Source organism: Ardenticatenales bacterium, from assembly GCA_020634515.1.
Lineage (GTDB): Bacteria > Chloroflexota > Anaerolineae > Promineifilales > Promineifilaceae > JAGVTM01.
In genome coordinates this window covers 1-14,915 of record JACKBL010000013.1, presented here as the reverse complement: position 1 = coordinate 14,915, position 14,915 = coordinate 1, and the positions used below count along the sequence as shown (strand labels likewise).

Below are 14,915 nucleotides of genomic sequence, written 5' to 3'. Positions count from 1 at the left end.
CACAACTTCGTGGAGAAGCCGGGCTACTTCGATCTGCCAGCGTCGTCTGGCGAACTTCGTGGCGGTTACGACAAACCCAAGATAAGTGAGAGTAGACGATAATGACTCATTCCCGAGACGAGGTACTCACCTACGTATTGACCCTTTTGGAACAGCTAGCGGAAGATTGGGATTACGAGGGTGAGGTCACACCTGAAACCTTGTTATTCCGCGGCTTGAATTTGCAGTCGCTAGACGTTGTAGTCCTTGGTAATTCCATTGTGGAGCATTACAACCATCCCATCCCGTATGCGGATTTCCTGGCGGAAATCGGCCAGCGGGAATTCAATGATGTGTCCGTGGCGGAGTGGGTGGATTTCACGTACCAACACATCAGTGGCACGGCATAGGAGTAAAGAAACGCATGAGTTCCAAGACCTTATTGATTGGGCTGGACGGGGCGACTTTTACGGTGCTGGACCCGTTTATGGCTCAGGGGCTGATGCCTAACCTGAAGGCGTTGGTCGATGGTGGGGTACAGGCGGAATTGCGGACGATTGTGCCGGCATTAACGCCCCCCGCCTGGACATCCCTGATGACGGGTCGCCGCCCCGGCCACCACGGCATCTTTGACTTCTTCCAGAAATCCTCCGCCGACAGCGAGAAGATCGAATTTTCCACGTCCAAAGACGTTCGCACCAAAACCGTGTGGCGCATGGTCAACGAAAACGACATGAGCGTCACCGTCCTCAACTTCCCCCTCATGTTCCCCGCCCCGGAAACCAATGGCTACGTCGTCGCCGGCTGGATTCCCTGGCGGCAACTGCGCCTCGGCTGCTACCCCAGCAACCTCTATGACCAGATGAAGGCGCTGCCCGGCTTCAACGTGCGTGAGCTGGCCATGGACATGGCCCTGGAAGCCAAAGCCACCGAAGGCGCGGCGGAAGAAGAGTACGCCGCCTGGATCGAACTGCATACACGGCGGGAACAGCAGTGGTTGAAAGTTGCCAGCTACCTGATGGAGACCGATCCCAGTGACCTCGTCGCCGTCCTTTTTGACGGCCCCGACAAGATCGGCCACCTCCTGTGGCGATTCATTGACCCGGCTTATTGGCCGGAAAACCCCACGGAAGAAGAGAGCCGTATCCGCGATATGTGCTTCAACTACTTCCGCAAACTGGATGAGGCCATCGGGCGGCTTGTGTCCCTGGCAGGGCCGGAAGCGACCGTGCTGCTGGCCTCGGACCACGGCTTTGGGGCCACCACGGAAGTACTCCACATCAACAAGTGGCTTTCGGACCACGGCTACCTCACCTGGGTAGATAATCTGTCGATTGACACCAGTGGCGGCACGCTGGGCATGGGGCACCTTTCGCGACACATTCATTGGTTTGACTGGAGCAAGACGCTGGCCTACGCCTCCACGCCCACGAGCAACGGCATCCACATCGTCAAGGCGGAGAATCCGGGCGAGCCGGGCGTGCCGGCATCGGAGTACGAAGCATTCCGGGCGAAATTGGTGGCGGAACTGCGGGCATTTACGGACCCGAAAACGGGCGAGCCGGTGGTCGTGGAAATTCACACGAAGGATGAGGCTTTCGACGGTACGGCGCAAGACCTGGCGCCGGACCTGACGTTGGTGCTGCGAGATGGCGGTTTGGTGTCAATTCTGCCGGCGGAAACGCCCCTGCGCCCTCGCCCCAAACCAGAAGGAACCCATCGCCCCCTCGGCATCTTCATCGGCAAGGGTCCGGGTTTGCGTGCCGGCTATAGCGCCGCGGAAATGTCTATCCTGGACATTAGCCCCATCATGCTGTACAGCCTGGGACTGGCAGTTCCCAGTGACCTGGAAGGGCGCGTGCCGGCGGAAATCTACACCGCTGAATACCTGGAAGCCCACCCCATACGCACGGGCGCGCCCACAGCCGCCCGCGACGATTCCGCCGAAGACGATGCCTACGACGAACTGTACGACGAAGACGCGGAAGCAGCCATCCTGGCCCGCCTGATGGAACTTGGTTACATTGACTGAACAATTCAACCGCCTGAACGCGACGTTGGCTGTTAGCCGCGTTCGTGACGGTAAGAGACAATCACGGGAAACTGGCAAGAGCCAGCACCCAATCAGACGAGCAATGCCACAAAAAGCTGCCCGGCTGATGTTTTTGGAGGTCTAATTTGTCCAACATACAGGTAAACGACATTGACGTACATTATTGGCAGGTTGGTGAAGGACCAGATGTGATCATGGTACACGGCCTGCTGGGAAACCTGGCCGTGTGGCATTTGCGCATGGTTCCCCTGATGCGCGGCAGCTACAAAATGACGACGCTGGACATGCGCGGTCATGGCTTCACCACGCGCACGCCTACGGGCTACGACACCAATAACCTGTCGGAAGACCTGAAAGGTTTGCTGGATAAACTGGGGATTGAAAAGGCGCACATTGTGGGGCACAGCTTTGGCGCTGATGTTTGTCTCCACTTTGCCATCAAGTATCCGCACCGGGTGGATAAGCTGGTCTTGATTGAGCCGGGACTGGCGGCGCTCGTCCATGAACGCATGAAGTCTGAATGGGTGGGCTGGGATTTCTGGGTAGGCCGTCTGGCGGAAGTGGGCGTAGACGTGCCCAAAGAGAAGCACAGCGACTTCCAGTATTTGCTCAACCTGAGCCTGGATACACCGAAGTTCTACGGTCCGGCGAAGTCGCTGCCACGCAAGCGCGGGCCGCTGCTGCGGCTGGTGAATGAGACGACGCTGGTAGATGATTATCAGGTAATTGCCGGCATGACGCTCGACCTCATCTCCTCATTCCGCCACCCCACCTTGCTCGTCTACGGCTCCGACTCTTACTTTATGGGCACGTTTGACTACCTGCGCGAAGTGTGGCCGCACGCCCAGTCCGTCACCCTGCATGGCGGCGGGCACTTTGGCCCGCTGGAAGAGCCGGAAAAACTGGTGGAATTGATGGATGCCTTCTTCAAGTCGCCAGATACCGTGATGCAGCAGGCGGAACCTGGAGATTAAGCCCACCTTCCTGGAAGCTGGGAGCTTCCAGGAAGGTACAAGCCCATCTTCCTGGAAGCTGGGAGCTTCCAGGAAGGTATAGGCTATTGAATTATGAAAGATACCATTTTGGTCACAGGGGCAGGCACGGGTCTGGGCCTGGAAATGTCGTTGTATCTGGCGGAAAAGGGATTCAACGTGTACGCGACGATCCCTTTTGCGGAACAGCAGGCGCACATTGAGGAGCAGGCGGCGCGGCGCCATGTTTCGCCGCGCGTCTTGCTGCTGGACGTGACGGAACCGAACAGCATCGCGGCGGCGGTGGAGACGATTCTGGCGGAGTCTGGTGGCATTTTTGGGGCGATCAATAATGCCGGCATCAGCCTCCGTGGCTACTTCGAAGATTGCGACGACCAGGAAATCCGCCGCGTCTACGACATCAACGTCTTCGGGGCCATGAACGTCACCCGCGCCGTCTTGCCGCACATGCGCGCCGCCAAACGTGGTCGCCTCCTTTACATCACTTCTATCGGCGGGCGCATCGCCTCCATGGCCCGCACCGCCTACTGCTCCAGCAAATTCGCCCTGGAAGGATTCGCGGAATCCCTCTATCAAGAAGTCACGCCTTTGGGCATTCACGTCAGCGCCATCGCCCCCGCCATCGTCAAAAACGAACGGTGGACCGTCCACCGCGGGCTGGCAAAACGCGCCCAAGATCCCCAAAGTCCTTATTTCACCTGGTTCCAACGCGAAGAAGAAATGGCCGACAGACTGGTTGAATCTTCGCCAACGACCAACGTTGATGTCGCCCTCACCGCCTACCACGCGCTCACAGCCGCCCACCCCAAATTGCATTACATCGTTGGTAGACGGGCAACGCTGGCCGTTCGCCTGCGCGAACTAATGCCGGGCAACTCGTTCGAGCGCCTCATCCTGGGCCGCGCCATCAAACAAGTCACGCAAGAATGATCCGTGAACACGGGACCCTACCTGGGTCCGGTAAAATCTACTTAAGTGGCTGCCCGCAATTAAATTAGCGGAAATGTGCGGGCAGCTTGTCAGTAACCGCCCGTAAAAAGTGTGAAGTTGTTTTCGGGCGGTTACTAAGTGTCCTGAAACTCACATTCGTGATTCCTTGCAGTTGGGTTCACCTGCCGGCACAACATCGTAGTAAGCGGGATGCCTGCTCTTGCAGTCAAGACAACTGTACTACGACGTGGCAGACGTGTATCTGAATGCAACTGGCAGTTTCTACATAGGAGATGATTGAAATGAAACAAACCAATCAGTTCAACGTGGCTATTATTGGCGCCGGAATTGCCGGCAGCATGTTAGCCACCATCTTAACCCATGAAGGGGCCAGCGTTCTCTTGATCGACGCCGCCACGCATCCCCGTTTTGTCATCGGCGAATCCACCGTGCGGCACACCCTGCGCATGGTGCGCATCATGGCTGAAAAATATGGCATCGAAGAATTGCACAAGGTGGGTTCGGGCGATGATATTCGCAAGAACGTCACCTCGCAGTGCGGCGAAAAACGGCACTTCGGTTTCATTTTCCACCATGAAAACCAGCCGCAAAACCCGCGCGAGGCCAATCAGTTGGTCATTCCCCCCTTCCGCGAAGGGTACGAAGCCCATCTGTTCCGCCAGGACATCGACGCCTATCTTTATCAGGCCGCGCTGCACTACGGTACAGTCGGTATGCAGAACACGCGCGTCACGGACGTAGACGTGACCGAGTCTGGCGTCATCGTGAAGACGGACAAGGGTGACACCTTCACGGCGGACTACATCGTCGATGCCGCCGGCTTCCGTTCGCCGCTTGCGCAAAAATTCAACTTGCGCGATGATCCGCCGCGGGCCAGGACACATTCACGCGGTCTCTTCACGCACATGATCGACGTCAAGGATTACGACGAAGTGTCCGGCAACGTTCACGGCCAGCCGGAAAAATGGTTCAACGGCACCTGCCACCACATCTTTGATGGCGGCTGGTTGTGGGTGATTCCCTTCAACAACCATCCCGAATCGACCAATCCGCTGGTCAGTGTCGGCTGGCAGCTCGATTCCCGCCGCTTCCCCAAACCGACGAACATGACGCCGCAAGAGGAGTGGGATATGTGGCTGGACCGCTTCCCCAGCATCAAGGCGCAGTTCGCGGATGCGAAGGTCGTGCGCCCCTGGGTCTCGACGGGTCGTATCCAGTATACGGCCAAGACGACCGTGGGGGATCGTTGGGCTTTGCTCTCGCACTCCGCCGGCTTCATCGATGCCCTCTATTCGCGTGGCCTGGCGAACACGATGGACGCGCTGAATTCGCTGGTAACGCTGCTGCTGGAGGCCATCAAGGATGGCGACTACCGCGCCGAGCGGTTTGAATATCTGAATACGTTGCAAGAGAACAACGTCAAGCACAGCGACCTGCTCGTGTGGGCGTCGTATGTGTCCTGGCGTGACTATGATTTGTGGAATGCCTGGTTCCGTATGTGGGCGCTGGGCGTCGGCCTGGGCGACCTGCGCATGGCCAGCATCTTGCGCCGCTATGAAAAGACGCATGATCCCAGCCTGCTGCCGGAAAAAGAGCCGCCGATGGGCCTGTTCTACAGCAACCACGTCGGTTTCCAGAATCTGCTCTACAAGGGTCTGGGCATCATGGAACAGGTGGAAAACGGCACCAAGGATACTAAGACAGCAACACGCGAAGTGTTGGCATTGATCCAGAGCGCGCCGTTCACGTCTCCGGCAATTGGCTTGGGCGATCCGGAGCAGCGGTTTATTAATGCCGGCACGCTCGGCTCCATGGTCAAATCCGCTTACTGGGCACTCACCTCCGCTCCGCCAGAAATGAAAGACTGGCTGCTAGGCGCCGTCGTCCGCTCCAACCGCAACAAAGAAGCCGCCGCCGCCGCCCTGTCCAGCTAATTCATCCCTCGCCGGTGGACGCATACCCACGTCGCCCACCACACCAACCGAAAACGACCAACAACGCCTGACGCCCGTCTAGCCAAGACCATTGTCATGTGTTGTTGGTCGTTTCTTCTTTTGGGGAACCGCCAACCTTTATACAAAAGTCGTTCATTCATCATATTCCCATCAATTCCTTATACAATACCTTGACGATGGGCACGGGAGCCGCTACAATCAATTTGTAGTAAACACGCTGCCGTATTGCTGCTGCCCGTACAGACCATCATTTCCAGGCCGGCATTTTCCTATTGCCTTATCACACTCCGCGACTCATCACGAACCGCGGCACGAACCTGGCGGGTCTGGGCAGCACACTTTTCCCTGTGATTCCATTGTGGCGAAAACGTCCGTCACCAGCCGCCGCGCTGGCAGACGCAGTAAGCGGGATGCCTGCTTCACGACAGTTGAAACAACTGTGCTGCGCCGCGACGCAGCGCCAGTAGCCACATGTAACTGCTAAGCCAGATTGGACCAATCTCCAGAGAGCGTTAGCAGTTACGATTTCCTTTAACCTACCTACCAAATTGGAGAAAAAACTGCTATGAACACAGCCAATCAGTTCGACGTGGCTATCATGGGCGCGGGTATCGGCGGGAGCTTGCTCGCCACCGTCCTCTCTGACCAGGGTTTGCGCGTGCTGCTGCTGGACGCGGCCACCCACCCCCGCTTCGTCATAGGCGAATCCACCGTCCGCCACACGCTCCGCCTGGTGAAAATCATGGCCGAGCACTACGACATCGAAGAACTGCGACACGTCGGGTCGGGGGAAAACATCCGCAAGTATGTCACCTCCGCCTGTGGCGAAAAGCGGAACTTCGGCTTCATCTACCATCGCATGGGCCAACAGCACAACCCCGCCGAGGCCAACCAGTTGGTCATCCCCCCCTTCCGCGAGGGATATGAGGCGCACCTCTTCCGCCAGGACATTGACGCCTACCTCTACCAGGCGGCGCTGCATCACGGCACGGTGGGTATGCAAAACACGCGCGTCAGCAACGTGGACATTGACGGTAACGGTGTCACGCTGACCACGGACAAGGGTGAGACGCTTACCGCCAGCTATCTGGTGGATGCGGCGGGTTTCCGCTCTCCCCTCTCCGACAAATTCGATCTGCGCGACAATCCTCCACAGGCCCGCACCCACTCCCGCGCGATCTTCACGCACATGATTGACGTCAAGGATTTTGACGAACTATCGGGCAACATTCACGGTCAACCGGAAAAATGGTATAGCGGCACCTGTCACCACATTTTTGATGGTGGCTGGATGTGGATCATTCCCTTTGACAACCACCCCGAATCCACCAATCCACTGGTCAGCGTTGGCTTGCAATTGGACTCCCGTCTCTACCCAAAGCCCGCGGACATGACCCCGCAAGAAGAGTGGGATATGTGGATGAAAAAGCTCCCCAGCGTGGGCGCGCAGTTCAAGGATGCCAAGATCGTCCGCCCCTGGATTTCCACGGGGCGCATCCAGTACACATCCAAGAAAACGGTTGGCGACCGCTGGTGTCTGCTGGCGCAGGCGTCGGGCAACATCGACGCGCTCTTCTCGCGCGGTCTGGCAAACACCATGGAGGCGATCAACGCTCTGATTCCCATGATTCTGGGCGCGGTCAAAGACAATGACTTCCGCGCCGAGCGGTTCCAATACCTGGAGGAGTTGCAACAGAATAACATTAAGCACAACGACCTGCTGGTTTGGGGGGCCTATGTCTCCTTCCGCGACTATGAGTTGTGGAATGCGTGGTTCCGCATCTGGGCACTGGGCGTGGGCATTGGCGACCTGCGCCTGGCCAGCATCTATCGCCGCTACGAGAAGACGCACGATGACGCTATCTTGCCGGAGAAGGAACCGCCCATGGGTCTGTTCTGTAGCAATCATCCGGGCTTTAAGAAGGTGTTTGACGAGGGCGTGCGGGTGATGGAACAGGTGGAAGCGGGCACGCTGGATACGAAGGCGGCCACGAAGCAGATTATGTCCTTGATCCAGAATGCGTCGTTTACGTCGCCGGCGGTGGGTCTGGCGGATCCTACTAAGCGGTATATAAATGCCGGCACTTTCTCCTCCATCATCAAATCTACCGTCTGGGCACTCACCTCCGCCCCGCCAGAAATGAAAGGAATGCTCCTCGGAGCCGTCCGCGGCGCGCGCCACAACAAAGAAACCGAACTGGCCATGGCTGGCTAAGCACCCGCCCCGCCCCCCCATACACACAAAAGAGGTCCACGTTTGTGGACCTCTTTTTTTTGCCTCCTACGAAGTTAATCTTCCCGGAAGCTTCGTCACGGATGATGGCCCTGGGGAACAGCTTCCGGGAAGATGCTGTCATTCTCCTACGAAGTTAATCTTCCCGGAAGCTTCGTCACGGATGATGGCCCTGGGGGGCAGCTTCCGGGAAGATGCTGTCATTCATGGTGGCGCGCCGCGGCGCGTGCCGTCTCCTTCGGAAACAGTGGTCAGCAGATAGTGGACAGTGGTCGGCGCAGCCATGCCCAATCCACCCGCAAAACCAATCTCAGAAAAAGAGGAAGGACGTACTCATGATTCGTCCTCGCAATTAGCCCTTCGTAATTCGTCCTTTGGAATTCATCCTTCATAATTCGTCAGCACAGTCATGTTGCAATAGAATTAGCGGGGCGGCGCAAGCTGTCGCTCGTGCATCAACCGCCCCGGCGCATTCTCTACTCCGCCGTCTTACAAATGGTACATGTTAGCAGCCGACATCGCCGCGATACGGTGACACGCATCCACGCCAACCAGACGGATAGAATCCGCCAGACCACAAAAGTCTGGCGGACTGTCCCGAAAACAGGCTGCTGACGTCTTAAGCCAACTCTGAAGTTGAGGCGCCCGGTCGAGACTTTTGTCATCTTTCATCCGACAACGTGGCGGCGGGCAGCACCATAATCAACTTGTAACTATTCACGTCTCCGAGAGATTGGACCAGTTTTGTAGACATCAATAGGATTTAGCCAGAGCAAATTGGTCCAATCTGGGCGGATGACCTGTATAGTCACGTATTCTCTCCTCTGAACTGTGTTCAGCGAAAGGCAGCCTCCGGCAAAGGGCCTACGAACCGACATGCGAGACAACTGAATCTCAGGAGAATGGATTTCCCAACATGCTAAGCGAAACTCTCACCCCCAATACGACTCCTAGCCAGGACACGCCGTCCTACACCCCGACGCGCGCGCCCCGGCTTAACTTCAACCTCGCCGCGCCACGCGGATTCGGCGACAGCGACAACACCTGGGCCTGGTCAATGGTCTGGTGGCAGGGCAAATTGTACGTGGGAACAAATCGTTCCTGGCTCTGCTGCGAACGCGCGGCGATGAACATTGCCCTGCCGGGCGTGATCAAGGTACTGCTGGCGAAATATCCACCCGACGACGATGAGGTAGATTGCGCCCCTAACCCCCTGGACCTACAACTTCAGGCGGAAATCTGGTGTTGGACGCCGGAAACAGACCAGTGGGAACGGGTCTTCCAGGCGGAGAAAGACGCCGTCGTCAAAGGGAAGCCCAACCGCCAGGTATCCCGCGAAGTAGGCTACCGCTACATGCTGCCCGTTCCGGAAGCGGATGGTGGCGAAGCCCTCTACGTGGCCTCCGTCACGCCAAAGTTCGTGTACTGGCTCTACGGGCGCGGCGGTCATCATTTCCCTCCACCGGGCCTGCTGCGCAGCACCGACGGGGAAACATTCACGCGCGTGCCACAGGACCCGGGCACGTTCATGGGCGACCTGCCGAAGAACACCCTGCGCACCATGGTGGTCTACAAAGACAAGCTGTTCCTCACGCATGGTCCCGTGCGGGGCTACGGCTTCCTCATGGTCTCCGAAGACCCCAAGGCGGGGAACGACAGCTTTACCTACGCCTTCCCGGAAGACGTGAAAGTGTTCGACATGACCACCTACAACGGGTATCTGTACGTGGGCATCCGCGACGAGCAGGGTGGCTACGGCGTGGTGAAGACGGACGCCAGCGGCAAGCCACCCTACCGCTACACGACCGTGGTGAGCAAGGGCGCATACCTGCCCAAACCCAGCACCAACGTCATCAGTATGCGTGTCTTTAAGGACTGCCTTTACGTAGGCACGGACCGCCCGGCGGAGATTATCCGCATTAACCCGGATGACTCCTGGGAGTTGATTGTGGGCACGCCGCGACAGACGCCGGATGGCTGGAAATATCCGTTGAGCGGCCATGACGCCGGTTTTAACAACTACCTGAACGGTCACATCTGGTGGATGCGCGAATCCATGGGGCGGCTATATCTGGGGACAATGAACATGGGCATGACGCTGCGCACGTTGCCGCAAGCGGAGGACATTATCAAACCCGGTTCGGGCGTTCACGTCTTCGAGACGGAAGATGGCTGCCATTTTGCCCCTATCACCACCGATGGGTTTGGTCGCATCTCCAATTTTGGGGTGCGCACGATGGTAGACACGCCACATGGCCTGTTCGTGGGCACGACAAACAACTGGACGGGACTAGAAATCTGGCGCGGCACACCCGCCGAACCAGGAATGGAAGTTGCGCCGCCGGAGGAACTGGAAGGGGAGACAGCGGGGAATCGTGTGCTGCTGTCCTGGGAGGCGGCTCCGGGAGCGCGGCAGTACCACGTCTGGCGGGCAACGTTCAGCGACCGGCGCGACACCATTGAACGAAATAAGATGCTGTCCAGTCTGTTGAAAGTGGTGCGCAACTTCCTGCGCTCCAATCGCGGGATGTACTTGCCGCCGCTGCCGGATAAAGTCTGGGTTCCGGAGCGGTATGAGGCGGTGGGGACAACCACGGAGGCGCATTTCGTGGATGGGAAAGCGGCGGCAGGCGGGCATTACATGTACTACGTGGTGGCAGAGTATGCGGATGGGCAGAAGTCGGCGGCTTCGAATATCGTCACCGCGCCTTCATTTATGCCGGCATCTACCTATGCCGGCATCCACCAACTCCTCAACCGCCACGCCCACCATCTCCCGCAACAAAACAGCGCCCTTCAAACCCTGAACGACGCCCAGACCGCGGCGAAAGGCGGAGACCTGGCCATGGCAGCCGCCACGCTGAAGAACCTGTATGTGACATTGGAAGCGGCGCGTGCGCAGTCGGAAGCGGATTGGGCCATACGGGACGTGCAGGTAGCCCTGCGGAAGCTGGTGCGACGCACACTGCTGGCGCAGGAAAAACAGATTCCCGCCGATTTGTTGTGGGGATAGGAGAAACAGGCGGATCATGGCACGATTTTTAATTGCGGTGTGGCCTATGTATGGTCACGTATTCCCAAATATGCCGGCAGCCATCGCCCTGCGCGAGCGTGGGCACGAAGTCGCCTTTTACACCGGCGGCAAAGCCGTCTCCCTCGTCGAAAGCCAGGGATTCAAATGCTTCCCCTTCCAACAAGTGGACGGCAACTACTTCGAGAAACTGCTGGCGGAAGGGTTCTTCGGCGAGCCAACGATGCTCAAGCGCCGCCAGCGGCAGGTGTTCATCTATCACCACTGGCTGATCGGCACCCTGCGCGGGCAGGTAGCCGACCTGGAGGCCATTGTGCAACAGTGGCGGCCTGACGTGTTGGTGGTGGACACGACCATGTGGGGACCATTGCTGATCACGCACGAGAAGCACAACATCCCCGTGGCGATTTACTCCTGGACGGTGGGCACGGTGCTGCCCGGACCGGAGGTTCCCGTGGTGGGTTTGGGCATCCCCCGTCCACGCACATTCTTCGACCGCGTAAAAACGTCGGCGATTGCCCGGGTTCTCTCGCTGTCTACGGCCGGCATTCGCCGTGACGCGAACCAGGTGCGGGTGGAAAATGGGTTGCCCCCGTTGACGATGCCGGTGGCGGAATATGCCGGCACAATGCCCCTCTACATTTCCACCACCGTTCCCGAACTCGACTACAATCGCGGCGACCTCCCCGCCAGCGTCAAATACGTGGGGCCAACCGTTTGGAACCGCGTCAGCGACGCCCCCCCGTCCGCCTGGATGAACGAATTCGACCCGGACAAACCCCTCGTCTACATCACCGAAGGCACACTGCGCGACCAGAAACCGATCATCTTGCGGGCCGCCGCCAAAGGACTGGCCGACCTCCCCATCCAGGTCGTCATGACTACGGGCGGGCGGCGCGACCCCGCCGAAGTCGGTCTGCACCCCGTCGCCCCCAACATCCACATCAAGAGCTGGGTTCCCGATAGCGAGTTCATTCCCAAAGTAGACCTGCTGGTTGCCGCCGGTGGAGCCAGCACCACGTTGGGCGCGCTGCAAGCGGGCGTCCCCCTGGTGATGGTCCCCACGGAATGGGATAAACCGGAGAGCGCGGAGCGCGTGGCCGCATCCGGCGCGGGCATTCGCCTGTCGCCGTGGAAATTGACGCCGGAGAAACTGCGGCAGGCCGTCGAGGAAGTTTTGTACAATCCCACCTATCGCCAAAACGCGCAGCGTATTGCCGCCGCTTGCCAGCGCTATGGTGGCGGCGAACAGGCGGCGGCGCTTATGGAAGCATTGGCGCAAACGGGAAAATGAGCGGCGACCCCGTGGCGCGTCGCCTGCACCAAAACGACAATCTGACCACTACCCGCTCAACGCGATTCGCCGTTGTCACAGGAGGAAACGGGTTGCATATGGAACACCGGAAATCATCACGGCTATTCTGGTCCATTAGCCTGCTCTGCGGGCTACTGTTGGGCGTGGCAATCGGGGACCGCAACCAGGCGGCACTGGCCGCGCCTCCGCGGAACGCCCCCGACGACATAACTATCACGATGCTGCGCCAGGATGGCGGACGGGTGGATTGGTCCAAATCGCTCAACATCATCGCCTACGACCGCCGCGACGCCGACGGTGATTTCGACGTTTTCTTCATGAATCCCGACGGCTCCAACGATGTCTGCCTCACCTGTAGCATGAGCCAGTTCACGGGTCGTCACGTGGGCAATCCCGCCTGGTATCCCAACGGCAACTTCCTGGCGGTGCAGGCGGAAAAAGCGCAACATGCCGGCAATTCCGACTACGCCACGCCCGGTTTGGGGGTCAATAACGACATTTACCTCATTAGCCGCTGGGGCCAGATTCTCGCCCGCCTCACGGACGTCGCCGAAGGCATGGGCGTCCTCCACCCCCATTTTTCCGGCGATGGCGCCATGCTCACCTGGGCGGAACGCATCGCCGACAGCGACACCCCCACCGGCATCTGGGCACTCAAAGTCCTCTATCTGAACGTCCACCAGCCCGGCGGCGAAAACACCATCCTGGGGACCGTCTTCACCTACCAGCCGCTGGGCGAAATCCTGTACGAAACGCACGGCTTCACACCCGACAACGAGCACCTTATCTTCAGCGCCTTCCGTATGCCCGACGATCCGGCACAATCATTCATGGACATCTACAAGCTCAACCTGTCTACCGGTGAGGTCGCGCCGCTCACGCTTTCCTATGACGAGTGGGACGAACATGCGCAGTTTTCCCCCGATGGCACGCGCGTCCTGTGGATGTCCAGCCGCGATTGCGACTGCAACGCCTACATACCCGACGACCTGTTCACGGATTTTTGGGTGATGAACGCCAGCGGAGCCAATAAGACGCGCATCACGTTCTTCAATCTTCCCGGACACCCACACTACATCCCCGATCAGCGCAGTGTGGCCGCAGACAATGACTGGTCGCCCGACGGCACAAAAGCTATCATCTACATTCAAGTGGGCACACCCAACCGCCCCTACGACGGCAGCATTGCCCTGCTCACCTTCCCCGGCACAGCCCCCTGAACGCGACCTTCCCAGAAGCTGTCTTGACGCGAGATGGTTTGAAACTGAGCTTCCAGGAAGGTTTTGAACCCGTGAAACCCTGAACCTTTGCGCAACAAATATGACCACGACAAATATCGCTTCCCCAACCGCCAAACCCGATCAAGCCTATCTGCACAGGCTGGATGACGTTGCCTTCCAGCCCATCTTCATCATGGGAGACCATCGCTCCGGGACAACCTTGTTGTATCAACTGCTGGAACTGTCCAAGAGCTTCAACCCCATCACGACGTATCACATCATCATGTATGATGAGCTGCTGGCGAACCACATCGCCGGACAAACGGCGGCGGCAAAGCAGCGATTGAGCCAACGGTTTGATACGCTGGGGCTGACGGATCGCAAGATCGACGGCGTGCAGGTGACGCCCGATCTGACGGAAGAATATGGTTTTATGTTGCACGGCGCGGGGCAGCGCCCGCACATTACGCCGGCCAACCTGGACTTTTTTACGGAAGTGTGCCGCAAGGTGCAGTTCATCTCCGATCCCGACAAGCCCCTGCTCCTGAAGAATCCGTGGGATTTCTTCATGAACTTCGCTTATGTCAAACGCTGTTTTCCCCAGTCCCGCTTCATTTTTCTTAGCCGCCACCCTACTCGCATCATTAATTCGCAGATGAAGGCGATGCGCTCCGTTTTCGCGCAGCGGAATGATTATATTGCGCTGATTGCCGAGTGGTATGCGCCGACATGGGACAATCCGCTGCGATTGGCGATGAGCCGTTTTGTCTTTTCTTCGCACCTGGACATGGGGTATCGCCTGGCGTGGACGCATGTTTGGCGGGCGATTCGGTATTTGCTGCGGGAAATGCCGGCAATCCCCCCCTCCGACTACATCAGCGTCCGCTACGAAGACCTGTGCCAGACCCCAAACCAGACTATCGGCAGCATCATGGATTTCCTGAAATTACAGCCACAAGTAGCCCTCGACTACGAAACATTCATCAACGTGCGCCAGTCGCCGCTGCTGCCCGAAGTCGAAAAGAGAAAGCACAAGATCGCCCGTCAGTTCGCCGCGTACTACGAAAAATTCGGTTACGAGGTTGAGGGAGCCGACTATTAGGATTAAATAAGGCAACGAAGTTGTTTCCTTACCGCTCCTTCAAACTGGCGCCGCAAACGGATTTCATGGCTACCCCAATGCCCC

General features: G+C 58.3%; 10 protein-coding genes. All 10 read left to right on the top strand.

Features of this window, described 5'->3' with window-relative positions; translation table 11 throughout:
- Nucleotides 1–101: 101 nt before the first annotated feature.
- Nucleotides 102–389, top strand: coding sequence for a hypothetical protein (locus tag H6650_22460; protein MCB8954776.1), 288 nt, complete (start codon nt 102–104; stop codon nt 387–389).
- Nucleotides 390–403: 14 nt separating this feature from the next.
- Nucleotides 404–2,011: an alkaline phosphatase family protein gene (locus H6650_22455; GenBank protein MCB8954775.1), complete on the top strand. Its 1,608-nt coding sequence runs from the start codon at nt 404–406 to the stop codon at nt 2,009–2,011.
- 146 nt (nt 2,012–2,157) lie between these two features.
- The gene (locus H6650_22450; protein ID MCB8954774.1) at nt 2,158–3,006 is read left to right on the top strand and encodes an alpha/beta hydrolase; all 849 of its coding nucleotides are present in this window, start codon (nt 2,158–2,160) and stop codon (nt 3,004–3,006) included.
- A 93-nt stretch (nt 3,007–3,099) separates the two neighbouring features.
- Entirely contained in the window at nt 3,100–3,954 is an 855-nt protein-coding gene (locus tag H6650_22445) for an SDR family oxidoreductase (GenBank protein MCB8954773.1), read from the top strand.
- A gap of 302 nt (nt 3,955–4,256) precedes the next feature.
- Nucleotides 4,257–5,909, top strand: a complete 1,653-nt coding sequence (locus H6650_22440) for a tryptophan 7-halogenase (protein MCB8954772.1) — start codon at nt 4,257–4,259, stop codon at nt 5,907–5,909.
- Nucleotides 5,910–6,495: 586 nt separating this feature from the next.
- A complete protein-coding gene (locus H6650_22435) occupies nt 6,496–8,145 on the top strand; it encodes a tryptophan 7-halogenase (protein MCB8954771.1) in 1,650 nt (549 codons plus the stop codon).
- Nucleotides 8,146–9,079: 934 nt separating this feature from the next.
- Nucleotides 9,080–11,176, top strand: a complete 2,097-nt coding sequence (locus tag H6650_22430) for a hypothetical protein (GenBank protein MCB8954770.1) — start codon at nt 9,080–9,082, stop codon at nt 11,174–11,176.
- A gap of 16 nt (nt 11,177–11,192) precedes the next feature.
- On the top strand, nt 11,193–12,488 hold the full coding sequence (locus H6650_22425; protein ID MCB8954769.1) for a glycosyltransferase: 1,296 nt from the start codon (nt 11,193–11,195) through the stop codon (nt 12,486–12,488).
- Between the two features lie 98 nt (nt 12,489–12,586).
- A complete protein-coding gene (locus tag H6650_22420) occupies nt 12,587–13,729 on the top strand; it encodes a hypothetical protein (GenBank protein ID MCB8954768.1) in 1,143 nt (380 codons plus the stop codon).
- A gap of 100 nt (nt 13,730–13,829) precedes the next feature.
- Nucleotides 13,830–14,831 (top strand): sulfotransferase, encoded by a 1,002-nt coding sequence (locus H6650_22415; protein ID MCB8954767.1) that lies wholly within the window; start codon nt 13,830–13,832, stop codon nt 14,829–14,831.
- The last annotated feature ends 84 nt before the right edge of the window (nt 14,832–14,915 follow it).